The following is a 26,627-nucleotide window of genomic DNA, read 5'->3' as shown; positions in this document are numbered from 1 at the left end:
GCTTCAATCGCCTGAAACACTTCCGACGCTTTGCCACACGCTACGAACGTCGAACTATTCACTTCACAGGATTCATCCATCTCGCTGCGATCATGATCTGGATACCATGAATGTCGATCGGCCCTAGGGTGAGGGGCAGCCATTCGCGCGAACGGGACAGCTTATCGCGTCGAGCCGCGTGGGATGATCGAGAAGCCGCAATCGACCTTGTCTTCGCCGGGCGGTTCGCCGCGGATGGCGCGCAGCAGCATGTCGGCGACGCGGTAGCCGATATCGTAGCGTGGAATCTGCACCGTCGTCAGCGTCGGCTGGGTGAAGGCTGAAAATTCCAGATCGTTGAAGCCGCAGATGCCGACATCCTCCGGCACGCGGATGCCACGCACGGCGCATTCGATGAGCACGCCGAGCGCCAGATCGTCGCTTTGGGCAAAGACAGCATCGATATCCGGCACGCGCTGCAACAGGCGGGCAAACAACTCCCGGCCAAGGCCGGTGCTGCTGCTTCCCTCATCTCCGCCAATGGCGAGATCGGGATCGAAACGGCCGGCTTCCCGCATCGCGGCCTGATAGCCTTCCTTCCGCCGGCGCGAGCGAATATCCGTGCCGCGGCCGATGAAGCCGATCCTCTCATAGCCTCTCGACAGCAGGAAGCGGGTGGGTTCGGCGCCTGCCGCATGATGATCAAGGCCGACGACCAGCCTTGCAGGCTCCTGGTTGAGATCGGTGATATGGGCGATCGGACAGGTGGCATTCTCGATCAGCGGCAGGAGATCACCATAGGCTTCGGCGCCGGCGATGATGACGCCGGCCGGCTTCTGCGTCAGGAAGGATCTGAGCTCGCCGGCCTCGCCGTCGGCATTGTGGAGCGTACTGGAATATTGCACGCGGAATTCGGTGGCGCGCAGGCAATCCTCGATGCCGATCATCAAGCCGGCAAAGCCATGCTGGTGCAAAGCGGGCGTGATGACGCCGATGATGCCGTTATGGCGGCCGGCCAGAGCCCGGGCGGCGAGATTGGGGATGTACCCCATCTCGTCCACCGTGCGCAGGATGGTCTGGCGCAAATCCTCAGAGACAATTTCGGGATTGCGAAGCGCGCGCGAAATCGTGATCGGGCTGACCCCCACCTTCTTCGCCACATCGCTCAACTTCACATGCGCGCCGCGCCTGGCTTTCCGCCCCCGCTCCACTGCTGCCCTCATCCCCCCTTATACGTCGCCCGCGAGACTCGCCTGCCCTCGAATCGCGGCCTTTACTTCTTGAAGAAGAAATAATTTAGAGTCTACTAACATTTTATATTCGCAATGGAATCTGGAATACAATTCCAGAAAGAGCACAGGATCGTCTGCCGGCAAATTACGGACGCATGCGGCGATCGGATCACCGCCTCCAGGAATAAGTCCATTTATTGTCGAATAAAAACATCGCGGCGGCCGCCAAGCGAGGCAAAATCAAGCCGGAATTTTCGAGAAGCTCAAACGCTGCATGAGCGAAGATTAAATTCCGATCATATCTTACAAATCGGCAATATAAACATGATCAAACTTTAATTTGTAAATCTGCTTGGTGGGATCATATGAATCCCGGGCGCCATTTCTTCTCTCCCCCCGGTCGCCGCCCCTCGACGACTGCGCGTTTCCAGAAGGAATTGGCGCCGAACGCCGTCCGACGCCAGGTCCCAGGACATGGAACCACGACGCCATCCAAAGCCAACGCTCTCGCCAGGGACCACCGCCCAAGGATCACCACCATGTCACACATCCTCCGCAACCATCGCACCGCAGCCCTTGTCGGGGCCGCCATCATCGCCGGCGCGGCATGCCTGCCCGTTGCGATCAACGCCTCCAATGCCGTTGCCGCGCCTTCGGATACCGGCGGCGTTCTCGCCCCCAGCGGCTCCTTCGCCTCCATCGTCGATGCCGACAAACCTGCCGTCGTCACCATCACCACGACTGTCAAGACGACCGATGTCAGCGTAGACCAGCAGGAGTCGCCGATGGACGAGCAGTTCCGCCAGTTCTTCGAGGACCAGGGCATCCCGCTGCCGCGCCAGGCGCCGAAAAACCGGCCGTCGCAGCAGGCAATGGCGCTCGGCTCCGGCTTCATCATCAGCCCCGACGGGGTGATCGTCACCAACAACCATGTCATCGACAATGCCGTCGACATCAAGGTGACGCTGGATGACGGCACCGAATTGCCGGCCAAGCTGATCGGCACCGACCCGAAATCCGATGTCGCCGTGCTGAAGATAGAGGCGGGCAAGCCGCTGCAGACCATTGGCTGGGGCGATTCCGACAGGCTGAAGCTCGGCGACCAGATCCTGGCGATCGGCAACCCCTTCGGCATCGGCACCACAGTAACGGCCGGCATCGTCTCGGCGCGCGGCCGCGACCTGCACAGCGGACCCTATGACGATTTCATCCAGATCGACGCGCCGATCAACCATGGCAATTCCGGTGGCCCGCTGGTCGACCGCAGCGGCAATGTCGTCGGCATCAACACCGCCATCTATTCGCCGAACGGCGGCAGCGTCGGCGTCGGCTTCGCCATTCCCTCCGATGAGGCGAAGGCGATCGTCGCCAGGCTGCAGAAGGATGGCTCGATCAGTCACGGCTATCTCGGCGTGCAGATCCAGCCGGTCACCAAAGATGTCGCCGATGCCGTCGGCCTCGACAAGACCGGCGGCGCGCTGGTCGCCGCCATCACTGCCGATACGCCAGCCGCCCATGCCGGCCTGAAGCCCGGCGATATCGTCACCTCAGTCGGCGGCGAGAGCGTCAAGACACCGAAGGACCTGTCGCGCCTGGTGGCGGACCTTTCGCCGGGTGCCAAGGAAGCTCTCGGCGTCTGGCGCGACGGCAAGAGCATCGATCTCAACGTCACCGTCGGCACCAATCAGGACGGCCAGAAACAGGCCGCGGCCGAAAGTCCGGACACCCAAGGCCAAAGCACCGGCCAGCCGAGCCTCGGCATCGGCCTTGCCGACCTGACACCCGACGTGCGCCAGCAGCTCAACCTGCCGCGCTCGATCAGTGGCGCGGTGGTCGCCAAGGTCGCCCCGGACAAGTCGGCGGCTGCCGCCGGCATCCAGTCCGGCGATGTCATCGTCTCGGTGAATGACAGACCGGTCCATAACGCCCGTGACGTCAAGGCCGCAATCGCCGATGCCGGCAAGGCCGGCCGCAAGTCGGTGCTGCTGCTCGTCGAACGCGACGGCAACAAGACCTTCGTCGCCGTGCCGTTTGGGGCAGCCTGACGGTCGCCCGAGCTTTTGCCGCAAACAGGAAAAGCCTGCCTAAGGCGGGCTTTTCGACGGACCGGAGCGGAAAGGCCTTGGAGCCAGGCATCGCTCGGTCGGCAAGAAAACTTTAGGACGCCATCCGCTCCTCTCTTTGCTGCTCAGGGAGATTTCAGCTTCGTGCTCTTTGCGCGCATGCGGAATCTGCCGCTTTGGCGGTTTGCTTCCTGCTGTTTTACCGCATCGGATTGGCTGCGTTGCGCAGCCTCCAATTGCTGCCGCGTCGGGAGATCATGGTCGTAGGTGGAAGCGCTGAATGCCGTCGCGTTATCGAACGGACCTTTGTGTGGACGCGCCAGGCCATAGGCTTGCTTGTCGGCACTATCGATCCCCTGCTCCGCCGACGATGACCGCGCTTGACGCGCCTGCGCTATGAGATCGTCTGCAGTCGGGCTTAAGGTTGCGATTTTCCGCAAGAAGGCGATGATTTTGCTTTTCCTGGCCCTCTCCTTTTGATCGGCGGGAATCCCAGACATGTCTTCTTCCTTGTCCGTCATGTCATCGCGACGATTGATCGAGGAGTATCGGCGACATCGCCGCAGGCCCGTTCACGGGATCTCGGACATTCGTTCAGGCAGTCTGGTTTTGGGAAAACGATAGCCTGACGACCGCAGCGATGCGTCCGCACGCCCGGACGCCGTATACCGCGCGATCCGGTAGGCTTTCACCGGGGCGCCGCCGTCATCCTGCCATCGGGCAAAGGAGGCGTCTTCCGTTGCCTGCGGAAGCGGGCCGGAACTCAACTGTGTCGCGAGATACATTTTCAGCGACGACCTCAACGCGGCCTCATCGACGATGCCCATCTGGAAACAATCAATGAGGAAACTTGTGGCGGTGATCTCACCCTCATCGGCCGCATGGGTTTCGCCGCCGCGAAAGCCGGCCTTTCGGAGGATGCGGTCCAGCATCCTCAAATTGTCGACACCGAAAAACTGATCTGATGTGGAAGACATGGCGTCCTCCTTCGTTGGGGCTAGGGTTCACTGGCGCTAGCGTCACTGGCGCGCCCCAAGCAGCGGTGCCCGTATTGTGCCCGCCGATGAATCAGCTTGCGCTTATTGCCAGCTGACCGCAACCTCATTCGGCGGCAGCCATTGATAATGGCGTGGCGGAACCCATTTTAGTGACAGGAGGATTCGCATCATGCAGTTCAACGATGAAGCGACCCTCGCGAAGCCGTCGGCACTGCCGATGGAAAGGCGTGCACTGGTCGAACACCTGAGAGAGGCGATCGCGCGTTTGACGCACGGGCTGGCAGCCGCCGGATTGGTGGAATTCGTGCCGCCACTGCTGGAGATCAACAAAGTTCTCCGCGATATGACGGACGAAATTTCCCGTGCGGATTCGCTCTATTCCGATGAGGTTATCACGGGTACGATGCGCTTGATCAAGACATCGGAAGCTTTGCTTGAAAACCGGGTCATCGTGCAGACCATCCACTGATATCTGGCGACGCTCGGACATGCAGGCAGGCTGATCGCCAACCATTTGGCATCAAGCTGCTCGCTCCCTCGTGCATCCATCATCATCACCGGTGCCCGAGTTCCGCAGGTCGGCCGCGCCCACTTCCAAGGATAACCGCAATGACACTTATTTTCCCCAACAGAAGCCGCAGCTTCGACGAAGCGCGAAAAGGTGTCCGCTTCACCGGCTATGACGGCATGTTCGAAGTCAGGTTTCTGGTCGAAGAAGCAGCCCTCGGCAACGCGATTACCCACAATTCTTCCGAAGCCGCCTATCTCAATGCCTTTGATGCAGCGCGTTCTTCGATTCAGGAAGCCGCATCGCGGGCCTATCAACATCGGCGCGGAAACAACTTCACGCTCACGGCCGCAGATTTTCGCTGACCGCTGGCAGGCGTGCGGTCGGCGAACTGAACCGGCGATCATCTTGCTACTGCCGGATGAGACAGGGGGAGAAAAGCATATGGTTTCGACACGATACCGCCCGAAAGACCTGAAGCTGGCACGTCGCCATATCGCGAAGGCGGCGCATCGCGTTGCCGATCAGGAAATGGTGATCAAGAAATTATTGCGCAAAGGCAGACCATCCGGATCGGCCTATGCGCTGCTCAGCAGGCTCTACGACGATCAACGGCGGAAGCTCGATCGGCTGAAACTGATCGAAGCGATGGTTGAGGTAGAAGGGCAATTGTGTGTGGACGTGCCCAGCAATCCTGGCCCCTCCGCGCCACCCTTTGCGATCGTGCACAGCAGCGGGATCTCTCTGCCGGACCGGCAACCCGCCACGCCTTGTAGCGCAGATGTTTGGCGCCCATATCTGGTGTAGTGGCAGCTTGTGAACGGGTACTGCTTCCCGGGGTGATCAGAGTTCCCCGGCCCCAACCAAAGGAGGGCATGATGTCTTCCACGGTAAACATCCATTCGTGGAAACGCCTCGCTCAGCATATCGGCAAGTTCCGGTACATCGACTTTCTGGTGAAATCGACACCGGCAATCTGTCTCGCCTTTATCGTCTATATCATCTTCAAGGATGTCTTCTGGTAGGCGCTGCAAGACTGTTGCGGCGAGCCAAGACGCTCTGCTGCCGATCAAATGAAGGACTGAAACGCTGACGGAATTGGATAGTGCGATGCAACTGCGAGAAATGGGTGAACAAGATTGCCTCGCCTTTCTGGCAGGCCACACCCGTGGCCACTTGGCATGTCTCGGCGAAAAATATCCCTATATCGTTCCCATTCAGTATGCCTATGAAAAAGACCGGCTTTTCATATTTTCCATGCCGGGCCTGAAGATTGATCTATTGCGGGCCCATTCACCCGCCTGTGTTCAGGTTGAAGAATTCGGCGAAAACCGAACGTGGAAGAGCGTGCTTGTTCAGGGCACCTATGATGAGCTGACCGATACGCCGGCCCGGCATGACGAACGCCTCCACGCCTGGTCTCTGCTGCAGAAGCAACCGTTTTGGTGGGAACCCGGATCGCTTGCTCTAAACTCGGAGAGCGAAGACAAGCCTGCTCCCTCCATATTCTTCGGCATTTCGATTGACGTGGTATCGGGACGCCAAGTGGTTTAAGGTGCCGTCTTCAGACCTGCCGCGCCTCTACCATCGATTCTTAGCGCGGCTTTGCTGCACGATATATGGAACTCCAGACAGACACGGCTAAGCGCTGTCCGATACCAGCCTTCCCATAGGGGCGCGGATTGCTTGATGCATCTTACCAACGCGGCTTGCTGAACCAGCATCGCGTTCAATGCCACACGACCACCCACAGGGAAAACGATGACAGACACACCCGAGAATGAAGCCCTTTTCAACATCACCGGACACTATGTGCAGGAATTGAAGGCCGTTCTTCAAAGCGAGAGCATTGTCGAAGGCTCCGACTATGAAAACAGCGCCTTCGACGAAAAACGACGCAATGAAGGACTTCACCTGCTGCGCTTCCACAAGACCGGGATCGCAGCGCAGGCGACGCAGATCTGGGAAAAACACAAGACCGCCCGGGCGCATCGATAAAACGGCATTCGACCAATGCCGGATTGAGGGTGACGGTTCTCCGATCCTCGTTCCGGAGAGAATAGGCGCTGACATGACCTGATGTCCGGCGCCACATTGCCTTGAAAGGAAAAATCATGACCAATGACACAACGAAAAAGGCCCAGCCGGCCAAAGCGGCCGCGACTGACGGGCCCTACGACGTCATCTACTTCGCGAAGAAACACCGCATTTCCAACGAGGATGCCAAAGGCATCATCGAAAAGCACGGCGCCAATCGCAAAGAGGCTGATAAAGCCGGCCGGCGCATCAGCGTCTGAAGCCATACAGGCGTTCATGCATACCTTCGTCCTAAGACACAGTTTTGAGGGACATGCATGACAGCGCCGCGCGTCTTTTCAGCCGCGCGGCGCTGTAACACTTTGGATCGACGCATCGTGCTTCCGAAGATCGATTCCGATTTGCGGGCCGATGCATTAGCCGCGGCTGGCCTGCATCTGCTTTCGATGCCACGATGCAACATCAGCGGACGAATTAACCCTACTGGCTTACCTTAATATCAGCATGCGCTTGAATACATCGGGGCCTATGCCATCGTAGCTTCAGGAAAACACTTCTGGTTCCTGAAGCAGCTCGCCGGAATTGTTGCCTGCCTTTTCGTGGAAAGGCCGGCTTCCATGCATAGGGGCCGAGCTCAATCAAAATGGAGGGTATGTCATGAACAATGTCTTGGAATTTCGTGCAAAATGCCCGCATGTCGAAAGTCTGTGCGACTGTCGGGAAGCGCTTGAGCCGGCCGTCATGAAAATCGTCAGCGACGCCATCGGCAAAGGATATACGGCCGCTGAAGCCGCCATGGTGATTGCCGATATCGCCGACGACTACATCCTCATGCTGTCGCGGCGCCCACGGCATTGATTCCTGGCCCGCACCTGTGCCTTCGTGTGCCAGCGCAGGTGCTGAGGTCGGGGCGTCTTCGACGGTGGGAACTTTCAACATCAAGGTGACGAGTGACTGCTGCATAGCCCACCGGCAACAGCCGGGAGCAAAGCGCCTATCATCGCGCTTGCATCAGTGGATCGCGCAGCAACTGCAGGGGTAGCAGTGGTACAGGAGACGAGACCTGCCGCGCGATCCGCCGCCAAAACCCCTGATCTTGTCGGAAGTTCCCCGGCAAAAATGCGACGCCACGATCCATCAACAACCTGCCCGGGCACGTTGCGACCGTCACACCGATAAACTCCCGCGGGGCGAAAACCGACAGGCGCATCGCAACGCCAACGAAAACCCCCGCTGGAGCGGGGCCTTCAGCGAATCCAGATGGAGCAAGCCGAGCAGTTATGTCCAGGTCTCAAACAAAATCGATTGTTGAAAATCCGGGCAACAGAAGCTCTTTCACCCGCCTTCGCGGCACCTTCCGTTTCGCTCAATCTTTGAGTCATTGCCGTAATGCGGCGTGAAGCACTCATATGCTCCGCCTGTCGCACCCCCCCCACAAACGAGAGCGGTTCAGCTTTCATGGACCGAACCGCTCTCACCTTTTGTTTGATGCATTCCTGGAGAACCGCGTCGCACGTCTCCTGGCCTAACGCCACTTGGGTTGGCGCGGCGGAGCGTTCGCGTGGATTTCATGGAGCGGCGCCCGGGGACCGAGAAGCTTCTTCAGCTTCTTCTCCTCCGCCGGGCCGATCCCGAACTTGCGGCAATGTTCGGCAACATCATGCTCTCGCGGTCCGGGAATGCGAACTTGGCGATTGTTCATGGTCTTCATGACTGTTTCCTCCTTGAGAGGAAAACCGACACGCCGCCATTTTGTTCGTTAGCAGATGCTAAATTTGATCTTTACAGAAGGTGGCAAGAGTTTCGTGCGGCCAGGTTCCGTTTGCTCCGTCTCGTGAAAGCTCGTGGGCTTCGCCGCTTTCTGGAAAATTTCAGAGATTGTATCGGTAGCTGGAACTTTTCCGCCGCCGCCGAGTTACGCGCGAGGATGATGGGAATGCACGCCCCAATCCGCCTTTCCATCCTTGCCCCGCTCACGCGGGGCTTTTTTTGCGCCGGCGCGACGCCAGGCGACAATTGCTGACGTCGGTGCGCCGGAGATCGGCAGCCTGCAAATCGTTGAGGCTATCCCCGGTGCATTTGCCGGCGGCAGCAGAACGATTGCTGCGATGAATGGAAAAATGCGGTCGGCCGGGAACAAGAGCCTTTCGCCGGCGTAAGGGCGCCGGGTCGTGCGGAGGAAGGTTTAACGACCATGCACTTCGATTTCTCCGTGCGGCCCGCCAACTCCCAAGAAAACCCAACTCGCCCCGCTTTGGTGGGGCGTTTTTTGTAACAACGCTCGGTCCCCTGGGGTGGCGCTCGTCTGAAGATCGGGAGGAACAATTTGTCGCAAGCGGAGTTAGGCGGGCCATCTCAATTGATGGAGGAACACAAGTTGCCAAGATATTTTTTCCACGTCCGCAGGAATGATGTCTTCGAGGAAGATTCGGAAGGCATTGACCTCGCTTCACCTGAACTTGCTTGCGAGGAAGCAACCCTTTCCGCCCGCGAGATCATTGCGGAGAGGATCCGTACCGGCGATCCGGCAGACGGAGGTGCGTTCGAGATCATGACTGAGGACGGCTCGCTGGTCGCGACAGTCCCCTTCCGATCCGCCATCCGCCTGGACTAAATCACACAAACGCGCGGCAGCGGGCATCGCGCTGCAGGAGATTGGCTCGGTGTCGCGCTGCGGCTCTCCAAGACATCGTCGGTCGTTGCAATTGTCAAAACCGCACAGAATGTGAAATCCCTGAACCAAGGGATTAACCTCGCGTTTGTCATTCAGCAGGCGGTGTGGAATCATGACGATGATGATGCAGAGCGGAGTGAAGAACAGGCTGTTGCGCTCCTTTCCGAGGGATGCATTCGAGCGTCTCGCGCCGCTTCTCGAGCCCATCGACCTTCCCGTCAACCATTCGCTCGTGCGGCCGCGCCAGCCGATCGAGCATGTCTGTTTTCTTGAAAGCGGCCTCGCCTCGATGGTTGTGGAAAGCGCCGACGGCAAAAGCGTTGAAATCCGCCACATCGGACGCGAGGGCATCGCCGGCTACCCCGTCGTCCTCGGCGTCGAGCGAACGCCGAACAAGACCTTCATGCAGGTGGCCGGTCACGGGCTTCAGGTGGCGACGGAGAATTTTCTTCCGGTCCTTGACCATCCCGACGTGCGGCAACTGCTGCTGCGCTATGTGCATACCTGCGAGCTGCAGCTTGCCCACAGCGCGCTGGCAGCGGCGAAATTCAACATGCATCAGCGGCTGGCCCGCTGGCTGCTGATGTGCCACGACCGCATTGACGGCAATGATCTGCCGCTGACGCACGAATTCCTGGCGCTGATGCTCGGCGTCAGGCGGGCGAGCGTCACCGATGAGCTGCACATTCTTGAAGGCATGCACGCGATCAGATCGACACGCGGCAACGTCCGCATCACGGACCGCAGCAAGCTGATCGAGATCGCAGGCGGCTGCTACGGCGTGCCGGAGCAGGAATACGAGCGGCTGATCGAAGGCCACGGCAAGCAGCTGGTTCATTCCCTCGAGCTGAATTTGAAGGGGGGGGGACAGAATCGGGGATCGCATCTAGCAAACTCCGCTGAGCAGGCTTCGCCCGCTGATTGATGAGGTGGCTGCTGGCGCGGCTTTGAACCGCCTCGCAATCTTTAGATTGCTCCTCTCGCTTCAGTCTTTGTTTTTACAGCTGTCGTTGTCGCAAAACCGACGGCCGCGGTTCAATTGATCTTCAACCAGTGCCTGAGCGCCGCTACCGCGCCGTCGCTCGCATAGGCGATCACGCCGCCAACGGTCAGGCCAGCAAAGGCGATCAGCCCCGAAATGCCGTAGCCGATCGTCTTCATCCGCTTCCACTCGTCAAGCGCCGGCGCGACCGCCTCCTGGTTTTTCTCAACAGTCTCCTTCAGGCTTTTGATTTCCTCACGGATCTGCGCGTCCGCACCGCCGCTGATCGCCACCCTTGTATCGAGCTGGGCGATCTGCCTGGCCTGCTCGTCGAGCCGCTTGTGGAGCACGGCGCGGCTGTCGTGGGCACTCACCTTTTCGTCGCTGACCTCCTTGCGCAGAAGCGCGACGTTGTCCTCGATGCCGGTCAGCCTTCCCTCGACACGCCCGAGGGCGCGGAGAATATCGTCATTGGATGTCATCTATCTCCCCTCTGGGGATGGAACGTTTTCAACCGGAGAATGTTGAATCCTAGGATTTTGCGTAGAAGTTTACATGCCGCAAGACAGCGTCGATCGGTATGGCGCGAGGCAAGGCCATGAGAATGTTATTGATGATCATCATCGGGGTAATGGTCGCGTCGATCCTGAGCATTCCGGTGATCAAGCCGTTCATTCAAGGCAGCGGCAAGAGCGAGACACCGCCGCCGGTCATCCAGCAGCCGGAGCCGAAGTGACGAGGCGAAAAGCATCTTTCGCTTGCCCGCTCAAGGATTGAGTTTCAGCTTTTCGGATTGGGGAATGCCGTTGACGACACGGTCGATCACCGCGCCGTAGGGATGGACGCCATCCGGCGTGACACTCGGGCGGACGATGGAGCCGACCGGCAGGACCGTGGAGCGCGGAATCGAGATGGTCAGGGTGTTGCCGGAGATGCTGCCGATCGACGTGGTCGACAGGCGGGTGATACCATCCGGCCCGGCATAGGTGTTGATCTCCTGCTCCGGCGCGAAGATGCCGGCATCCGCCACCTCGATCGTCGTGTAGGTAGCAACCCCGTCCGTTCCCGACTGCACGGTCACCGCTGTGCTCGGCAGCTCGAGCATGCCGGGCCAGACGCCGTCCCTTTCAGCGGAGACCCAGGCCGCATAGGTATCGATCGCATCGTCGCAGCAGGCCGAGGTCTTCGCCAGGATATCGGCGCGCAGCCGCCATTTGCCCGAGGCATCCGTGCCGTCCGCCGGCCAGGTGTTGTTGGCCGAGAAGCTCTGGTAGGACGCCCTGAGATAGAGGTCGTTGGCGGTGATCGTGCCGGTCGCGGGCGATGTCGCCGATCCGGCAAAATTATAGGTGAAGCTGTTCGGCCCGGTGACCGTGATCACCACATTGCCGTTATACTCCGTCTGCGCAGCGCCGGAGATCGACACCGTCTGGCCGGTCGCAAGCCCGTTGATGCCCGAGGCGATCGTTGCCGTGACGGTGGTGCCGACCGATGTCAGGGTAACCGTGCGCGTGGACACCGTGCGGCCGAGCGGCGGCAAGGCGACGATCTTGACGCCGGGGTAGCGCGCCCGAAGCCTGGTGATCAGGCTTCTGTAATTGGTGTTGAAAAACTGCGTGTAGGTGGCGGCCGTATCGTTCTGTCCCATCTGGTTGGCGATGACGGTGAACGGACTCTGATTGTTGTTGAAGGCGGTGATCTCGTCGAGAATGGCCCAGCGCCGGGTCGCAATCGCAGCACCGGTGCCGGTGAGCTCGCGCACGGAGCCGTTTCCCGGCATGCCGATCAGCAGATGCGGAATGCGGCCGATGCCGCCATCCCTATCGAGCCAGCGGCGAAACCAGCCGAGATTGCCGCGCGCATCGGCGGCGGCGGAAAACTGCTGGCGCGCTTCCCCCAGGCTGTCGACAACAGCAAGGGCGACCGGCCTTCCATCCCAGTCGCCCTTGGCGACCATGAAGTCGGGCCCGTAATATTGCGGCTGGGTAACGGTCGCGTAATTGCTATCGAGGGCGACCGTGCTGTCAGCAAGCGGGGTGTCCTTGAAGGCGAGCAGCGTGGCGAGATCGCCCGCACCCCAGACGCGCTCGCCGCGGTGCTTCTGGATGCGGTAGACCGGCCAGATCTTCTCGCCGACGGCGGTATGATAAAACAGCCAGATTTCGATCTCGCTTTCCGGTGCGACATCGGGAATGGTCAGCTCGTCCGTCCAGGCGCCGTTCGTCTGGTCAGCGACGGTCACCGTGTTCAGGCCGGCGAAGGTGCATTGGTAGAAGACGTCGGCTGCCCGGATGAACATTGCGTCGGCGACCACGGCATTGCCCGGCGTGCCGATCGTGCCGGTGACGACCGTTTCCTGCGGCGAATTTCCGCCTTCCGTCGAGGCGAAGCCCGAGAGGTGAAAGCGGAAGGTCCTGGTCTTATACTGCGGCGTGTTGACGACGATCTTGCTGCAGACATAATTCGTGCCGGATGCGGCGGTGACGATGTTTCCGGACGGCATGCGGTTGCGGGTCGCGAAGAACATGTAGCGATCGGGGTCGCCGCCCGCCCCGCCCCCACCGCTCAGCATCGGATTCGCAAGGGCAAGCGAAATGGCGTTCATCATCGGTGTGTTCCATATCTGTTGGTAAGGTCGTCGTAGAATTGCACGATGCGCCCCTGGCGGGCATTGGCGCGGTCGAGCGCCTGGCGCTCGCGGGCGAGGATCGCGATGACAGGCTCGCCTTCGACAACAGGCGCATGCGCTTCCTGCCGACGCAGATCGTCCGGCAGCGGCGGCAGAGTAATGCCGGCCGCCGCCTGCCCCTTCGTCACCGCCGCCTTGTTCAATCGCTCAGTGGCGGAGCAGCCACTGACGATCAGCAGCAGTGACAGCGCAAGCGCGGTTCTTTTCCGAAAGCTGAAGCTCATAGGATTGGATCTCGATTTCGAGTGTGTCTCTGGCGGCTTGCTCGGCGGCTTCTGCGGCCGCAAGGCGCTTGCGGTGCTCTTCGCCGGCCTTAGCCGCCGCATTGCGCTGGCGCTCCATCTCGGCAGCCTGGGCCTCGGCTGCGCTCTTTTCGGCAACAAGGACATAGCCGGCGCGCGCCTGCCTTGCCGCCGAGGGATAGCCGATCGAGACGGCGTAGAGGTGATAGAGCATCAGGCCGGCGGCGATGCCGGCGCCCATCTTGAGCGTGTCGAGGATAGAGAACATCAGATGCCCTCGAGGCAGAACTGGCGCTCTTTCTGCCGGCGCCGCGTCAGGCCCGGGAAGACGATGCCGGCGGCGCGGTTCCACTTCAAAAGCGCCTCGCAGCCCTCGGCCGCCCTGCCCGCATTGATGAGCTTGATGGCGCTCGAACGGCAGGCCGCCTTGACCCCGACATTATAGGCAAAGGAGGTCAGCGCCACGAAGCGGGCATCCGGCAGGGCCACGCGCACGCAGCTTTCGATGCCCCCGGCATAGGTCCTGAGCTCCAGCGCCAGGAGCGCCCTGCACTGCTCCACCGTCTTGTGATCCCCCGGCTTCACACCGTTGGTGCTGCCGTAGCAGATCGTCCAAGGCTGCCCTTGGGTCGCGGGATCGGGATAGGCATTCTGGCGCAGCCCCTCAAAACTTCCAACGAGCGCCACAGCCATGGCCGCGGCGGCACTACCCTTCTGCAGGCGGTTTGCCATTCAAGTCTCCTGAGATTTTTTGCTGGACGAAAATGCGGGCGATGATCGCCGCAACGGCAAGAAGCCCTGTCGCCACCGACATGGCGAGCTGGATGTAGATGTTGCGCGACACCCAGGTGGCGGCGACGAAGGTGTAGACGGGCTCGATGATGATGAAGAGCAGCGCCAGCGCCATGAGGCGCACCGACCAGGCATGCTTCAGCACCCCGCGCCAGTTATGGACGAGCATGGAACGTCTCCGATGTTTGAAGGGGTTAAGCCGTGATCAGGTTCCGAAGGCGACGAAGAGCAACAGCCGCAGCGGCGTGCCGTCGATGTTCATGAAATCGCCTCGTTAAGGTGGATAAGTTTTGTGGAAGGTTGCAAATCTCCGCAGCCGGAGTCATTCATGCGGCGCTGGTCGAGCGGCAAGCCCCGCTAAAGCATTTGCGAATATTCTGCCCAGAACCACGAGGCCTTCCGAAGGAGGAAAGCGAATGCGTGTCTTCGTTCTGACTTTTGTTCGTCTCGGACCTGCTTTGGTCTATGCCATCGGTGCGCTATTTGCCGCCAGCATGCTACTGCTGGCCATGTATCCATCACGCCCGTTTGCTTGGGCGCTGTACCTGACGATGCTGCCGGTGTTGCGCTTACCCCTTATGTTACTTAGCGCGGCGGGGATGGGGGCGTGGGAACTTCTCATTGCGTTTGCGTCAATGGCGATTTTCGGCGTCTATCTTGCTTTTCATCCGAAACGGTTTCTTAGGACACGCTTCGTTCATGCCCATGTTGCGCTGCTTGGGCTGGTGCTTGCCAATGCCGCTGCAAGCACAGCCGAAGCAGGTCGCAGTGGGGCGTCACTCCCCGCCGGTTATATCGACTGGTCGCTGCCGTTGCCTACAGCGCTGCTCGGAACCGCGTTGATCGTCGTGGCCGCCCTCGCCTGCCTTTTCACTCACGCCGAGATCATCCGCCGCATCCGCATCCGGGCCAGAATTGATCGGCTGGCGCATCGCGTGTCGTTGCATTGACAGACGCCGACGGCGGCGCGTCGGTGTAAGTTACATCCCCAATAGTTGGTATTCACCAAATTTGCCGGTTGCGATTGCCATTTTCCGCAACCGTGCGAAGATGCGTTCAAATAACGCGGGGGCACCAATGAGCAATCGACACTTGATTATTGCAGATGTCATCGGCCGGATTGGCATTTGTTCCTATTCAATACTAGTTGTGTGGACCAAGATTGCGCGGACGATGACGACCGGCGACTATCCGTCCCGGGGCGTCGTATTCCTGGTAGCTGAGATCGCTGCGGTCTTATTTATCGGCATGATGTGTGTCGTGACCTTAACGAGAATGCCCCAAGTACGATCTGCGCGCGGCGTTGAACCATACCTGACGGCGATCGCAGGCACCTTCCTCTTCCTGCTGATCGCCTTCCTGCCTCCGCCAATGGTGTTGCCAGATACTGCGCGCCTTGCCGCAATGGTTTTGATGATCATTGGCTTCTTTTCATCGGCATATATGCTTGCGATCCTCGGCCGCAGTTTCAGCATAGCACCGGGTGCAAGAGCTCTGGTCACAACGGGGCCGTATTCCATCGTCCGGCACCCGCTCTATCTGACCGAGGAGATATTCATTATCGGAATGATCCTATTCAGCTTTTCTCAGTGGACGGTACTTCTTGGAATCGTGCATTGGTGCCTGCAACTTCGCCGGATGAGTAACGAAGAGACGGTGCTCCGGGCGGCATTTCCAGACTACCGGTCATATGCCGAGCGCGTCCCAAAGGTGATTCCGTTTTTGCCCATGCGCGGCAAACGCGCCACGGCCACTGTTTGATTTCCTCGCCAGGTTCCGGCCGAGAGGCGACAACGCCAGAATGGAGATGATCAGCCGTCATGGCGGCAAAGGCCGGGGCGTCATCGGTCACACCATCCCCGGTCGCTCCATAATCATCTGGTTGTAAATCGTCATGGGTCTTTATCCTCTCTGCGGGTATTGGTAAGAGCTAGCTTAGGGTTGGATCGCATCAGTCATCATCACGCTTGCAATTCTCTACCTGCGCGCGCCGGACATTTGGCCGATACGGTTTTGGGTTGAGGATTTGCTTGCATTTTTGTCGCAGGCTTAGCACGGCGGAATTTCAGTCCTCTTCAAAACGTATGCTGGCTATCTGCACACCGTTCCGAGGGTTATCAGCTTGCGTCTCTATGTTTCTCTGCAACCTATTCGCCGGAAGTGTTCTTGTTTTTGTACTGTTCATAACTGGCTGGGCCGCATTCGGAGGATGGATCGGTGTTTGGGCCGGTGCATCCCTGGTCGTGACGCCCGCCGCCTGCCCCTTCGTCACCGCCGCCTTGTTCAATCGCTCAGTGGCGGAGCAGCCACTGACGATCAGCAGCAGTGACAGCGCAAGCGCGGTTCTTTTCCGAAAGCTGAAGCTCATAGGATTGGATCTCGATTTCGAGTGTGTCTCTGGCGGCTTGCTCGGCGGCTTCTGCGGCCGCAAGGCGCTTGCGGTGCTCTTCGCCGGCCTTAGCCGCCGCATTGCGCTGGCGCTCCATCTCGGCAGCCTGGGCCTCGGCTGCGCTCTTTTCGGCAACAAGGACATAGCCGGCGCGCGCCTGCCTTGCCGCCGAGGGATAGCCGATCGAGACGGCGTAGAGGTGATAGAGCATCAGGCCGGCGGCGATGCCGGCGCCCATCTTGAGCGTGTCGAGGATAGAGAACATCAGATGCCCTCAAGGCAGAACTGGCGCTCTTTCTGCCGGCGCCGCGTCAGGCCCGGAAAGACGATGCCGGCGGCGCGATTCCACTTCAAAAGCGCCTCGCAGCCCTCGGCCGCCCTGCCCGCATTGATGAGCTTGACCGCGCTCGAGCCGCAGGCCGCCTTGACGCCGACATTATAGGCAAAGGAGGTCAGCGCTACGAAACGGGCATCCGGCAGGGCCACGCGCACGCAGCTTTCGATGCCGCTTGCATAAGTCTTAAGCTCCAGCGCCAGCAGCGTCTTGCACTGCTCCACCGTCTTATGGTCCCCGGGCTTCACACCATTGGTGCTGCCATAGCAGATCGTCCACGGCTGCCCTCCGGTTGCCGGATCGGGATAGGCGCGCTGCCGGAGCCCCTCGAAGCTTCCGACGAATGCAACGGCCATCGCAGCTACGGCGCTGCCCCTCTTGAGCCTATTCATCTTTAAGATTCTCCTGGTGGATGATGCGCGCGATCGGGGACATCAGAAGGATACCGATGGATGGCCATTTCGGGATGAGGTCATCGAGGTACGGCACGACATTCGGCAGTAGCTCAAACAAGCCGGCCAAATAGACGCACCACATCGAGAGCGACCACGTGAGCACGCGGCGCTTATTGCGGATCAACTTCATTGGATTTTTTGTCTCCAGATCGGCACTTTAATAAAGTACCAGCAAGTACACTATTAGTTGTCTCTTGATAAGTTTTCGCGCCGTGGTTACTTGGCCGCATGCGTTCACTTCAAAATTTAGTCGAAGTCGAGAACGCTGAAGCCTACGGGCCACAACTCGCTTCCTCAGTTCGCCAAAAATGAAACTTTCGATCGTCACCACACTGTATCGCTCAGAGATTTTTCTGGACCGTTTCGTCTTTGAGTCGGTTGAAGCCGCAGAAAAGTTGGGTGACGATTTTGAAATCGTCTTAGTCGATGACGGCTCCCCCGACACATCGGCGGCGAGGGCGCGGGTTATCGCGGAGGCCAATCCGCGTGTGGTGGTGGTCGAGCTATCAAGGAACTTTGGACATCATGCAGCAGCCCTTTGTGCGATAGAATACGCCAAGGGAGATCTGATTTTTCTGATAGATAGTGACCTTGAGGTTGACCCCGGGCGGCTGTCTGATTTCTTCGAGCTTATGACGCGAACGGATGCTGATGTCGTGTATGGCGTTCAGGAGTCTCGCAAAGGTAGCTTCGCATCCAGGCATTTGGGCAGCGCATTCTGGAAGATTTTTAATGCGGTCTCAGACGTTTCGGTCCCCAACAATGTGATGACCGAACGGCTTATGACTCGCCGATATGTCGATGCGCTGCTGCAGCTTGGCGATAAGAACCTCTTCATGGGGGGCATGTTTTATTGGCCTGGGTATCGGCAAGTACCTCTGCATTTAACGAAAAAAGCGAGAACTACGAAGAGTACATATTCGCTTCGAAAGCGAACTCTCTTGTTGGTGCAGGCGATAAGCTCCTTCTCCAGCGTTCCGCTCTTGATAATTTTCTGGCTTGGCATCGGGATATTTGCCGCCGCGAGCATTTATTCACTTGTCCTTGTCGCCACGAAACTTTTCTTCCCGGCAACCATCGTCACAGGCTTCACGTTTCTGGCGGTGCTATCGCTGGTTTCGTTTGGAGTTAATCTGATGGCGCTTGGCGTGGTCGGCCTGTATATTCACCGGATTTTCCGGCAGGTGCAGGACAGGCCGCGCTACATCATAAAACAGGTAACGAGGTATAAATGAGCGGCGAAATCAAAGAAAACCTGGACAATTACATCACTGCCTATGGACAGAGTTTTCCTTTTCACGACGACAATATCGGCGTACTCCGAGCCTATGCAAAGAAATTTGTCGAGGCCTGCAAAGACCGGCGTGGCATCAGATTGTGCAGTTTAGGCATCGGCTATGAGATTGTCAGCATGACGATCGGCAATGAGCTTTCCGAAGCAATTGACAAGTATGTCATCGTTGAAGGATCGCCTGCCATCATCGACAAGTTCAAAACTTCGATGTCATTTCCTTTCGAAGCCGAGATGATTGAAGCGTATTTCGAGGAGTACGTTCCCTCCGAAGGCTTTGATGTGATCGAAATGGGGTTCGTGCTAGAGCATGTCGATGATCCAGCATTGATCGTTCGGCGCTTTGCAGCATTTCTGAAGCCCGGCGGGATGATAATCGCTGCGGTCCCAAACGCGCGTTCCCTACATCGGGAGCTTGGTCACCGCGCGGGCTTGCTTCAAGACATGTATGCACTTTCGAAGTGGGACTTGGAGCTGGGGCACAAGCGCTACTTTGATAGCTCTACCTTTCGCGAACTCTTCGAACGGGAAGATTTGAACGTGGAAAAAGAGCTGGGTCTGATGCTGAAGCCGCTCTCAACAGCGCAGCTCCAGTCGCTCAATTTCCCCAAAGAGGTTTGGGAAACCCTTTATTTCAGTGGTGATATCGCTCCCCAATACGCCTACAGCCTGTACATCGAGGCGACCACCAAGAAATGAACGGCGTGGCTCTAGTCATTGGCGGCGGCGGGCTGCAAGGCCTTCCTGTGCTACGTGCAGCCAAAGCTGCTGGTTGGAAAGCGATTGTCGCAGATTCCATATCGGACAACATAAACAGGTACGAGGCTGACAAATATTTCGTCGCGCCTCCGGTCGCAAACTTGCCCGAGTTCACTGCCTTTTTGCGTCACCTAATTTCCACAGAGAACGTCCAGGCTGTCTTTCCCACCACCATGTACGACCTCCCGGTACTCGCCGAATTGCGACCGGCCTTGGAGGTGCTGGGGGTCCAAGTCTATGCGTCTTCACCCGAACTGGTGGCGATACTGGAAGACAAAAATTCAACGGCGACCGAGGCTGGCGTCACATTGCCGATGCTGCCCTCTGTCCAACCGGAACAGCATGATTTTTCTTACCCGCTCATAGGAAAACCTAGGCGCGGATGGGGCGGCCGGGATATTTTGCATCTGAATGATCGAAGCGAATTTGATTATGCCACAACACACTATTGTTTAGACGATTACGTTTGGCAGAGACGGATTGTAGCCTTCCGTGAATGGTCGGTCGACTTTGCTATAAGACCTGACGGAAGCGTCTCGCCATTGGTCGAGCGGCTTAGAGTTCGCTCCTCGGGCGGATACGCCGTCATATCTGACATAATCAAGGGCGCCGGTCCCACAGATGCTGCCATCGCGACCGCGAACTGGTTGGCGAGTAAAGGCGGGTTGGGCCTCTTCAACATTCAGTTTCTGGAGGATGGAGACCATTTTTGGCTGACGGATATTAATCCACGGCCCGGAACTTCCTCCGTCTCTGCCTTAGCGGCTGGAGCCAACTTGGTTTCCTACCTCCTCTCTGGGACAGGACCGCAATTCTCCATTGGCGAGGGCATTTTAGTTCGCACTCTCAACGATACTTTCATCGGAAAGAGCATTTGCGGCGCGAAAGGTGTGATTTTCGATCTCGACGAGACTATCATTGATCAGAAGTGCTGGATGCTGCGGAAGCTCGAGATGATGATCGAGAGCACGACCCATCTGCTTGGTGACAAGGTTTCGTCATTTCGAAGCGCTGCGGTTCAGATCATTGATGAGGGACCTTGGGATCGACTTATCGATGTAGCGATGGCCCGCGCGGATGTCTCGGGAAGTGTCGCGCCCGATTTGATCGGTGCCTGGCGGCTTGCTTGGCCTGAGAGCATATCCGTGCATTCCGATGCACAAGGCCTTGCAGAGGATTTTGTTCAAAAGGGAATCCCTTTTGCAATCGTCAGCGACAACCCCGCCTCCTCGCAGCAGCAGAAGCTTCGTCGATTACCCGCGCCATGGAGTTCCGCAACCGCCATTCTCACGGATGAACTCAAAGCAGTGAAGCCTGACCCAGCAGGCTTCCTCCTTGCAGCAGAGAAGCTAGAAGTTCCGGTCGATGATCTGATCTTTATTGGCGACAGCCCCTGGCGGGACGCGTTAGGAGCCTTACGGGCGGGCTATCGCAGCGCTCTAATCGTCCAGCGTGAAGGAGCAATGCACAATGCTCGAAGGCCACTTTTTGAGCAATATTATCCCGAGTTTGCTCAGCGGGTAAGTTGGGTGAAAAGCCTTGCCGGTCTCGGTCATTTGGTGAAGCGCGCTACATAAGCGGGTGAGGGTAATCGAAAACCCGTCATCCGCTTGGAAAGCTACTGCTCTACCATTGAGCTACACCCGCGATGATACGAGATTTCAAACAGATGCGGTCGCTGTCAAGTCTGCTGAACGCAACCCGAAAACACGTCAGCGATTTCCATATCTTTAAAGGCGCACAACTCTCCGGTTTCGTAAAACACTTTATCTCGGTGTCCACGAAACCGGCAGCAGGCCAAGAGGCTTTGGCAGGTCACCTTGGATCACATGCCTAACGCGTGCCAGCGATAATTCCCATGAAGATCAACACAATAGCGAGAAGCCGCATGGCTGTTACCGGCTCGGCAAAGAAGACCATGCCTCCAACCGTCACAGAAGCAAACATCACACCGATGAAGATCGGATAGGCCAATGACAGTTCATAGCGTTCAAGCACGGCGAACCACGCGAACGACGCAATAAATGTCATCGCATACGATGAAAGAACAAGTGGATCGCTCAGGTAGCGAACGATCCTTGTCAGGGCCGTGGCAGACCCGACCTGGTCGGCCAGCACACCAATGCGCCATTTTATTACGAATTGACTGTATAGTGTAAGAAGGACGGTCGGAACGACCGCCAGAAGCAACTTCATGGCGTTGCGCTCCGGTCGTAAATAATATGAGGGACAGGCTGCCACGCGCAAAGGAAAGTCAAACGGCTCAACATCCTGCTGATCTCTGTTGCTGTCCGGGCATGGCCGCAAATCCAGCCCCGTGCCCATTCAGAATGGGATCTATGATGCTGACCTGCCCCTCAAAAACACCATGAAGCTGAGTGTATTCCGGATACGGGCCATAACTCATCCATTCCACCGTGACCCCTGCATCCCGAAACATCGTTTCGTCCAAATACACCTTCGCGGACGGACCCGACAAATAATGCGTTGCTCCAGCCGCGAGGCAAGTCGCAAGGACGCGCTCGCTTCGCGCCCCGCGCGGAGAGTAGATCCTGTCGCGCGTGATCGGAACATTCAGCTTCAACATTTCGACGAAACGTCTGAGGAACAACTCATTGACCTCAGTCAGAAATTGCAACTTCTCGGCCTGACTGTAGAGCGCTTCGATAACAGGAAGAAAGTCGTTGGCGGCCGGTGCAGCTTTATAGGCCTGACGGATCTGGTCTAAATGCGCCTCGGCCCAATCGCCCTTAATTTCAACGTCCTGGATGGGCTGCCCCAACCTGCCGCTGGTCATCACAGGAATGGTGATCCAGCGCGTGCCTGTCGCGGTCTTGATCTTGTTCCGATTGTGCCAGTGGCCCTTGCTGTAGGCGACCTGATCATAAATGACATATTCATCGCAGCGGCTGATCAGGTCGAAGAAGCCACGCCAAGGAAGATAAGATGACTGTATGATCGCCACGCGTTTCATGCCTGCGCACCTGCCGTCTTTCGTGCCACCACGAAACGCGATCCGCCGGCCGGCAGGCGCACTCCGAGGCGGATAAGCTGTCGTTCGCCATCCAGCAACATCTCGAACGGCCTGTCCACGAACCACGGCAGTTGCAGCTCCCGCGCCGGATCATGAACCTTGGAGCGGCTGCGCGTGGAGCGTTGGAGCGCGAAAACCGGCAACAGGCTCGTCACAAATGATGTCGAGAAAATCACGTCGAGACCGGCGGCAGCACACTTTTGCTCCAGTTCGCCGCGCCGATAACGGCGTTTGTGGAACGCCAGATCATCGTTGCGGCTCCAAAGGCCGGGGTGTTGCGGAACAGCCAGCAACACCCCGCCGCCCGCCCGCAGGGCTTGGGCCATTTGCCGCAAGACGAGCTCGTCCTCTTCGATATGCTCAAGCACATCGAATGCACAAAGCAAATCGAACTCATCACGGAAAGGGATGTCGCGCGCATCCATCTGGTAGAGTTGCCCCGCCCCTTTCAATCGCGCGCGTGCGTGAGGCAGGCCGTTCAGATAGATCTCGCTGCCGCACAGGACCGCATGCGGAAGAGCCTCGCGCAAAGCAGTGAGGACGAAGCCTGTGCCGCATCCCACTTCCAGCACCCGTTGGCTGTTGACAAAATACCGTCGTATAAGATCTGTGATCAGTCGGTTTCTGGCTCGAAACCAGAAGCTGCCATGCTGCAAGGCCTGAAGCTGTTCATGTGAACTGCTCGCAAAACCGTCGTTGTCACGGGCAAGTGCGGGCGCAAAAGACAGAAAACCATCTTCCAGAGGCACGAGCGTGTCACATTTGGGGCATTGCCAGATCTCCGCCTCATACGCGGCATCGCACACCAAACAACGTTTCATTGCGCAAGTTCCAGAACCCGGCTCGCGACATGGGCAATATCTGCCTCGGTGAGCCCGCCATGTAGAGGCAGCCGGAGCAGGGTATCGGCCGCCTCGTTGGTAACCGCCATCGACGACGCTGTTAGTCCATATCGTTCACCGGCTGGCGAAGAATGCAGAGGAACATAATGAGTAACGCCCCCTATGCCTTCCGCCACCAATTTGCGGCGTGTCTCTTCGCGACGTTCAAGATTAGTGAAGCGCACATGATAGATATGTCCATTATGTGCAGCGTCGGCGGGAATTTCAGGAAGGCGCAACCCGTTATGGCCGGCCGCTTTGAATATTTCATCATAGGCATGCCACAGCGAAAGCCGATGCCGCGTCAGCTCCTCGGCGTACTCAAGCTGAGCCAGAAGCACGGCAGCCACCAAATCGGACGGCAGGAAAGAGGACCCCATATCCTGCCAGTCGTATTTGGCCACTTCGCCGCGAATGAACTGAGAGCGATTGGTGCCCTTCTCCCGGATGATTTGCGCTCGCTCGACCAGGGCGGGATCATTGATGATCAAGGCTCCACCTTCACCGGCGACAATATTCTTGGTCTGATGAAAGCTTAAAGTGGCCAACTGGCCGAATGTTCCGAGAGCACGACCTTTCCAGAGTGCCCCGTAAGCCTGGGCCGCATCCTCCACCACAGCCAGTCCATGGCGCGTGGCGATAGCCAGAATAGGCTCCATCTCGCATCCCACTCCGGCGTAGTGAACGACGAAGATTGCTTTGGTTCTCGGCGTGATGGCAGCCTCAATCAGCGTTTCGTCGATATTGAGCGTATCGCTGCGAATATCGACGAATACCGGCACAGCCCCGCGCAGCACCACCGCATTGGCCGTCGACACGAAGGTGAACGACGGCATAATAACCTCATCCCCCGGCCCGAGGCGGAGAAGCATTGCGGCCATTTCCAAGGCGGCGGTACACGAGTGGCACAAAAGCGTGCTGGCACCGTACTGCGATTCTAAATGTGCATGACATCGCTTGGTGAAGCTTGCATCGCCTCCCCACTGGCCCGAGAGAAGGCATTCGTTGAGATAGAGCGCCTCCTTCCCGATCAGGTGGGGCAATGCAAAGGAGATACGATTCATTCACGAACATCCGAAACAGCATAGTGTCAAAGGCTCGATAGCAAAAAAGCCCCCGCTTTGCGCCCCTACTTAAATTATAATCCACATAAGACAAGCGATATTCCGCCAGGACGGCGATCATGGGCCATAACGCTCGCGGCGATAGATTCTTCTATTAAAAGAACCGCTTGGTTTGCAAATGGTGGCTTAACCAAGGCCACTTACTAACTGTGCACATCCGGCACCGAATCACACTCGTTGCTATTGCACCTGTCTGCCGATTCCATTCATTGGATTAACCGTCATTTTCGATGGCTCGTTCGACTTTGACATTGGCTAGAAACACAAACAATGACAGAGCCGACAAACGCAATATCGAAACTTTCTACAAAAATGGATGTCCCGTTTGCACAAGGAAGGCCGTGAGATGCCCGACATTAAAGGACTTTTCAAAAGAGCTGAATTGCAAATATTTCTCGTTTATATGGGCGCCCATCTTCCCATCTTTCTTTTATCGGAAGCACGATATTGGGATGACTGGAGCCTTTCTGGCGCCAGCAAAGAAATGCTTGTTTCTGTTTTTACGCAGGCCGGATTTCCCCTTCTCGGATATTACCATTACGCCGTTCAATTGATCGGCTGGTGGTTTTACGCTTTCTCAACCTTCGCGCTCGGCTACCTCATCATTCACGTATTCTATCTTATCCTGAAGTCTTTCGATTTCTCAAAATCTGACGCAACAGCGCTATCGTTTCTCGCGGCAGCTTCACCTGTTTACTTTGCAAGAATTGCGGCCATAAACAATCCAGGACTATTTTTTCTGTTGGCATTTGTTTTTGCTTTATATCTTTTTATAGTTTCAGTTATTAACAAAAATCTATATATAGAGTATCTCTCTTACGCTTTATTTATGTTTTCTTTTCAGTTCAACGCTCTTATACCGTCGTTTCTTCTGGTGTTTTTTATTGCTTCCTTCCTGTTTTATAAGAAGGCCGATGCTTCGAAAGGCTCAATTCAATATGGAAACTATTTGAACAAATTCAAATATATCATAAAGAGAACGGCTGCAATTGTGCTTTTGCCTTTCCTTTACGCCATAGTACAACATTTTTTATTCAAAAAAAGCGGCATGTTTGCCGCCAGCTACAATGTCATTGACATCAATTTTGACGCAATACTATCGGAAATCAAAGTCGTAATTTTATATTTATTTCCATATGATGGAATATATATTGGTAAGCCAGTCGCCCTGACGATATTTTTGGCTGCCTTGTTGATTGTTTACTTGAGCAGATCCAATCCCGCGGGGAGCGGCACGGAGGCCGAATGCAATGGAAAAGGATTGATAGGCATCGGTGTCGTGCTGCTAGGTCTGGGAGCCTCGGCCTATGTATTGGTTGGGAAGGAACCCGCCTATGAGCCCTGGATGACGACCCGCTTTCAAGTGCTGCTTCCGTTTGGCGCCGCCCTTTCTACCCTGGGTCTTTTAAAGATCATATTTGCCGTTTTTCCGGCGAAGAACCCCGATATGCGTCATCGGTTGAACGTGGCCTCATTTGCCGGCTTGATGGCGGTGTTCATTGTGAATTGGTGGTTTGTTTATGCCACTTTTTATGTCGACCACCTGCGTCAGGAGGCTTTTGCCGATACCATCAGGAACACCCCTTCCCTGCAAAGCCGCAATTACGTGATCCTTGATAGATCTGGCCTGAACGCATTCGATACAATGCCCGGTTTGGGAGAATATGCCGGGTTGCATGAGGCCGCGACCGGGAAACACGATGCATTGATCCTGGATTATGACTCCATGACTTCGTATGGCGGCTGGTCGGGATTTGTTGACAATTTCAAGCGGTTCTTGGGACCATGGTCGAAAGTCGAAGACGCGGCGCTGGACGTTCCAGGATGCCTCTACATCGTTAATCGCGAACGCGACGTGCAAAGCAAGTGGGCCTATGCGGTGAGTGCTTTTATCGTCAAGATAAGAGATCCTGAACACTATACGGCAAGGCATCTCTTGAGTCTTGATGGCCCCTACTGCCAATCGCCTCGGTGAATGTGACGTGCTCTTCGTAAATCAGCTAGTTACCGCTGACTGCGACTCTTGAACGAATGGCAAGCGTTATCCATGAGGTCGGGCTCAAGACGGAGCCAAACCTGAAACCACGTGGGACGACTGTATCGATAAAGCCCAGGCACGCATGATGCGCTCGAAACAGCGACAGAACTGGCGCGTCAAAAATTC

Annotated in this window: 35 protein-coding genes and 1 tRNA gene; 18 read left to right on the top strand and 18 right to left on the bottom strand. The window is 57.3% G+C overall.

Annotated features, from left to right (window positions below; translation table 11 throughout):
• Positions 1 to 161: 161 nt before the first annotated feature.
• Entirely contained in the window at positions 162 to 1,202 is a 1,041-nt protein-coding gene (locus tag ACIPSK_RS19735; RefSeq protein WP_162119604.1) for a LacI family DNA-binding transcriptional regulator, read from the bottom strand.
• A 548-nt stretch (positions 1,203 to 1,750) separates the two neighbouring features.
• Here ACIPSK_RS19735 and ACIPSK_RS19730 point away from each other — a divergent pair.
• On the top strand, positions 1,751 to 3,256 hold the full coding sequence (locus tag ACIPSK_RS19730; RefSeq protein ID WP_162119605.1) for a DegQ family serine endoprotease: 1,506 nt from the start codon (positions 1,751 to 1,753) through the stop codon (positions 3,254 to 3,256).
• 143 nt (positions 3,257 to 3,399) lie between these two features.
• Here the strand turns inward: ACIPSK_RS19730 and ACIPSK_RS19725 are convergent, their stop codons facing one another.
• Positions 3,400 to 3,774: a hypothetical protein gene (locus ACIPSK_RS19725; protein ID WP_162119615.1), complete on the bottom strand. Its 375-nt coding sequence runs from the start codon at positions 3,772 to 3,774 to the stop codon at positions 3,400 to 3,402.
• Between the two features lie 72 nt (positions 3,775 to 3,846).
• Positions 3,847 to 4,251: a hypothetical protein gene (locus ACIPSK_RS19720; protein WP_162119606.1), complete on the bottom strand. Its 405-nt coding sequence runs from the start codon at positions 4,249 to 4,251 to the stop codon at positions 3,847 to 3,849.
• Between the two features lie 190 nt (positions 4,252 to 4,441).
• On the opposite strand from ACIPSK_RS19720, the gene ACIPSK_RS19715 reads away from it, so the two are divergent.
• The 8 genes from ACIPSK_RS19715 (at position 4,442) to ACIPSK_RS19680 (ending at position 7,675) form a co-directional block, all read left to right on the top strand.
• A complete protein-coding gene (locus ACIPSK_RS19715) occupies positions 4,442 to 4,741 on the top strand; it encodes a hypothetical protein (protein ID WP_162119607.1) in 300 nt (99 codons plus the stop codon).
• A 140-nt stretch (positions 4,742 to 4,881) separates the two neighbouring features.
• Positions 4,882 to 5,145, top strand: coding sequence for a DUF1488 domain-containing protein (locus ACIPSK_RS19710; protein WP_064248393.1), 264 nt, complete (start codon positions 4,882 to 4,884; stop codon positions 5,143 to 5,145).
• 79 nt (positions 5,146 to 5,224) lie between these two features.
• Positions 5,225 to 5,587, top strand: a complete 363-nt coding sequence (locus ACIPSK_RS19705) for a hypothetical protein (RefSeq protein WP_162119608.1) — start codon at positions 5,225 to 5,227, stop codon at positions 5,585 to 5,587.
• 71 nt (positions 5,588 to 5,658) lie between these two features.
• Positions 5,659 to 5,805 (top strand): hypothetical protein, encoded by a 147-nt coding sequence (locus ACIPSK_RS19700; RefSeq protein ID WP_168724993.1) that lies wholly within the window; start codon positions 5,659 to 5,661, stop codon positions 5,803 to 5,805.
• A gap of 85 nt (positions 5,806 to 5,890) precedes the next feature.
• Entirely contained in the window at positions 5,891 to 6,334 is a 444-nt protein-coding gene (locus tag ACIPSK_RS19695; protein ID WP_162119609.1) for a pyridoxamine 5'-phosphate oxidase family protein, read from the top strand.
• 207 nt (positions 6,335 to 6,541) lie between these two features.
• Positions 6,542 to 6,778, top strand: a complete 237-nt coding sequence (locus ACIPSK_RS19690) for a hypothetical protein (RefSeq protein ID WP_162119610.1) — start codon at positions 6,542 to 6,544, stop codon at positions 6,776 to 6,778.
• Positions 6,779 to 6,894: 116 nt separating this feature from the next.
• Positions 6,895 to 7,077: a hypothetical protein gene (locus ACIPSK_RS19685; protein WP_017963406.1), complete on the top strand. Its 183-nt coding sequence runs from the start codon at positions 6,895 to 6,897 to the stop codon at positions 7,075 to 7,077.
• Positions 7,078 to 7,474: 397 nt separating this feature from the next.
• Positions 7,475 to 7,675 carry a hypothetical protein gene (locus ACIPSK_RS19680; protein ID WP_162119611.1) on the top strand — a complete coding sequence of 67 codons (201 nt, stop codon included), beginning with the start codon at positions 7,475 to 7,477 and terminating at the stop codon, positions 7,673 to 7,675.
• Positions 7,676 to 8,342: 667 nt separating this feature from the next.
• Here ACIPSK_RS19680 and ACIPSK_RS19675 read toward each other — a convergent pair.
• On the bottom strand, positions 8,343 to 8,528 hold the full coding sequence (locus tag ACIPSK_RS19675; RefSeq protein ID WP_017963404.1) for a hypothetical protein: 186 nt from the start codon (positions 8,526 to 8,528) through the stop codon (positions 8,343 to 8,345).
• Positions 8,529 to 9,194: 666 nt separating this feature from the next.
• Between ACIPSK_RS19675 and ACIPSK_RS19670 the strand changes: the two genes are divergently transcribed.
• On the top strand, positions 9,195 to 9,431 hold the full coding sequence (locus ACIPSK_RS19670; RefSeq protein WP_026154058.1) for a DUF6894 family protein: 237 nt from the start codon (positions 9,195 to 9,197) through the stop codon (positions 9,429 to 9,431).
• Between the two features lie 172 nt (positions 9,432 to 9,603).
• Entirely contained in the window at positions 9,604 to 10,416 is an 813-nt protein-coding gene (locus tag ACIPSK_RS19665; protein ID WP_446532960.1) for a Crp/Fnr family transcriptional regulator, read from the top strand.
• 110 nt (positions 10,417 to 10,526) lie between these two features.
• Here the strand turns inward: ACIPSK_RS19665 and ACIPSK_RS19660 are convergent, their stop codons facing one another.
• Positions 10,527 to 10,955, bottom strand: a complete 429-nt coding sequence (locus ACIPSK_RS19660) for a DUF1515 domain-containing protein (protein ID WP_162119613.1) — start codon at positions 10,953 to 10,955, stop codon at positions 10,527 to 10,529.
• Positions 10,956 to 11,083: 128 nt separating this feature from the next.
• Between ACIPSK_RS19660 and ACIPSK_RS19655 the strand changes: the two genes are divergently transcribed.
• The gene (locus ACIPSK_RS19655) at positions 11,084 to 11,209 is read left to right on the top strand and encodes a hypothetical protein (protein ID WP_257785316.1); all 126 of its coding nucleotides are present in this window, start codon (positions 11,084 to 11,086) and stop codon (positions 11,207 to 11,209) included.
• Between the two features lie 30 nt (positions 11,210 to 11,239).
• On the opposite strand, the gene ACIPSK_RS19650 is transcribed toward ACIPSK_RS19655, so the two are convergent.
• Genes ACIPSK_RS19650 through ACIPSK_RS19630 form a run of 5 tightly spaced genes read right to left on the bottom strand, consistent with a single transcriptional unit; the run spans position 11,240 to position 14,365 of the window.
• A complete protein-coding gene (locus ACIPSK_RS19650) occupies positions 11,240 to 13,081 on the bottom strand; it encodes an SGNH/GDSL hydrolase family protein (RefSeq protein WP_162119614.1) in 1,842 nt (613 codons plus the stop codon).
• Positions 13,078 to 13,290, bottom strand: coding sequence for a hypothetical protein (locus ACIPSK_RS19645; RefSeq protein ID WP_162119616.1), 213 nt, complete (start codon positions 13,288 to 13,290; stop codon positions 13,078 to 13,080). Before ACIPSK_RS19645 ends, ACIPSK_RS19650 begins: the two co-directional genes overlap by 4 nt.
• Positions 13,291 to 13,309: 19 nt before the next feature.
• A complete protein-coding gene (locus ACIPSK_RS19640) occupies positions 13,310 to 13,672 on the bottom strand; it encodes a hypothetical protein (RefSeq protein ID WP_162119096.1) in 363 nt (120 codons plus the stop codon).
• Positions 13,672 to 14,136: a lysozyme gene (locus tag ACIPSK_RS19635; protein ID WP_162119095.1), complete on the bottom strand. Its 465-nt coding sequence runs from the start codon at positions 14,134 to 14,136 to the stop codon at positions 13,672 to 13,674. The genes ACIPSK_RS19640 and ACIPSK_RS19635 overlap by 1 nt, the downstream gene beginning before the upstream one ends.
• Complete coding sequence (locus ACIPSK_RS19630) at positions 14,111 to 14,365, bottom strand: DUF7940 domain-containing protein (RefSeq protein ID WP_162119094.1); 255 nt, start codon at positions 14,363 to 14,365, stop codon at positions 14,111 to 14,113. Before ACIPSK_RS19630 ends, ACIPSK_RS19635 begins: the two co-directional genes overlap by 26 nt.
• 247 nt (positions 14,366 to 14,612) lie before the next feature.
• Here ACIPSK_RS19630 and ACIPSK_RS19625 point away from each other — a divergent pair, with 247 nt between their 5' ends.
• Both ACIPSK_RS19625 and ACIPSK_RS19620 read left to right on the top strand, forming a co-directional pair.
• Positions 14,613 to 15,146 carry a hypothetical protein gene (locus ACIPSK_RS19625; RefSeq protein WP_162119093.1) on the top strand — a complete coding sequence of 178 codons (534 nt, stop codon included), beginning with the start codon at positions 14,613 to 14,615 and terminating at the stop codon, positions 15,144 to 15,146.
• 127 nt (positions 15,147 to 15,273) lie between these two features.
• Positions 15,274 to 15,957, top strand: coding sequence for a methyltransferase family protein (locus tag ACIPSK_RS19620; protein ID WP_210254226.1), 684 nt, complete (start codon positions 15,274 to 15,276; stop codon positions 15,955 to 15,957).
• A 530-nt stretch (positions 15,958 to 16,487) separates the two neighbouring features.
• On the opposite strand, the gene ACIPSK_RS19615 is transcribed toward ACIPSK_RS19620, so the two are convergent.
• From ACIPSK_RS19615 to ACIPSK_RS19605, 3 genes are read right to left on the bottom strand one after another with little or no spacing between them, the layout of a single operon-like run.
• Entirely contained in the window at positions 16,488 to 16,850 is a 363-nt protein-coding gene (locus ACIPSK_RS19615) for a hypothetical protein (protein WP_162119096.1), read from the bottom strand.
• Positions 16,850 to 17,311 carry a lysozyme gene (locus tag ACIPSK_RS19610; RefSeq protein ID WP_162119091.1) on the bottom strand — a complete coding sequence of 154 codons (462 nt, stop codon included), beginning with the start codon at positions 17,309 to 17,311 and terminating at the stop codon, positions 16,850 to 16,852. Before ACIPSK_RS19610 ends, ACIPSK_RS19615 begins: the two co-directional genes overlap by 1 nt.
• Complete coding sequence (locus tag ACIPSK_RS19605) at positions 17,304 to 17,504, bottom strand: DUF7940 domain-containing protein (RefSeq protein ID WP_162119090.1); 201 nt, start codon at positions 17,502 to 17,504, stop codon at positions 17,304 to 17,306. The genes ACIPSK_RS19610 and ACIPSK_RS19605 overlap by 8 nt, the downstream gene beginning before the upstream one ends.
• Before the next feature lie 178 nt (positions 17,505 to 17,682).
• On the opposite strand from ACIPSK_RS19605, the gene ACIPSK_RS19600 reads away from it, so the two are divergent.
• From ACIPSK_RS19600 to ACIPSK_RS19590, 3 genes are read left to right on the top strand one after another with little or no spacing between them, the layout of a single operon-like run.
• A complete protein-coding gene (locus ACIPSK_RS19600; RefSeq protein WP_162119089.1) occupies positions 17,683 to 18,609 on the top strand; it encodes a glycosyltransferase family 2 protein in 927 nt (308 codons plus the stop codon).
• Complete coding sequence (locus ACIPSK_RS19595; protein ID WP_162119088.1) at positions 18,606 to 19,364, top strand: class I SAM-dependent methyltransferase; 759 nt, start codon at positions 18,606 to 18,608, stop codon at positions 19,362 to 19,364. The genes ACIPSK_RS19600 and ACIPSK_RS19595 overlap by 4 nt, the downstream gene beginning before the upstream one ends.
• The gene (locus tag ACIPSK_RS19590; RefSeq protein WP_162119087.1) at positions 19,361 to 21,001 is read left to right on the top strand and encodes an HAD-IA family hydrolase; all 1,641 of its coding nucleotides are present in this window, start codon (positions 19,361 to 19,363) and stop codon (positions 20,999 to 21,001) included. The genes ACIPSK_RS19595 and ACIPSK_RS19590 overlap by 4 nt, the downstream gene beginning before the upstream one ends.
• On the opposite strand, the gene ACIPSK_RS19585 is transcribed toward ACIPSK_RS19590, so the two are convergent.
• From ACIPSK_RS19585 to rffA, 5 genes are all read right to left on the bottom strand, one after another.
• A tRNA-Gly gene (locus tag ACIPSK_RS19585) sits at positions 21,001 to 21,071 on the bottom strand. The two genes, ACIPSK_RS19590 and ACIPSK_RS19585, sit on opposite strands and share 1 nt — an antisense overlap.
• 186 nt (positions 21,072 to 21,257) lie before the next feature.
• On the bottom strand, positions 21,258 to 21,620 hold the full coding sequence (locus tag ACIPSK_RS19580) for a hypothetical protein (protein WP_162119086.1): 363 nt from the start codon (positions 21,618 to 21,620) through the stop codon (positions 21,258 to 21,260).
• 67 nt (positions 21,621 to 21,687) lie between these two features.
• Positions 21,688 to 22,398 (bottom strand): WbqC family protein, encoded by a 711-nt coding sequence (locus ACIPSK_RS19575; RefSeq protein WP_162119085.1) that lies wholly within the window; start codon positions 22,396 to 22,398, stop codon positions 21,688 to 21,690.
• Positions 22,395 to 23,279, bottom strand: a complete 885-nt coding sequence (locus ACIPSK_RS19570; protein ID WP_162119084.1) for a class I SAM-dependent methyltransferase — start codon at positions 23,277 to 23,279, stop codon at positions 22,395 to 22,397. Before ACIPSK_RS19570 ends, ACIPSK_RS19575 begins: the two co-directional genes overlap by 4 nt.
• Positions 23,276 to 24,403, bottom strand: coding sequence for a dTDP-4-amino-4,6-dideoxygalactose transaminase (rffA, locus tag ACIPSK_RS19565; RefSeq protein WP_162119083.1), 1,128 nt, complete (start codon positions 24,401 to 24,403; stop codon positions 23,276 to 23,278). Before rffA ends, ACIPSK_RS19570 begins: the two co-directional genes overlap by 4 nt.
• Positions 24,404 to 24,809: 406 nt before the next feature.
• Here rffA and ACIPSK_RS19560 point away from each other — a divergent pair, with 406 nt between their 5' ends.
• Positions 24,810 to 26,438: a hypothetical protein gene (locus ACIPSK_RS19560; RefSeq protein ID WP_162119099.1), complete on the top strand. Its 1,629-nt coding sequence runs from the start codon at positions 24,810 to 24,812 to the stop codon at positions 26,436 to 26,438.
• The last annotated feature ends 189 nt before the right edge of the window (positions 26,439 to 26,627 follow it).

This window comes from Rhizobium sp. LARHSG275 (assembly GCF_052871115.1).
Note: the sequence above shows the minus strand (reverse complement) of the source record. Positions and strands in the feature narration are given on the sequence as shown.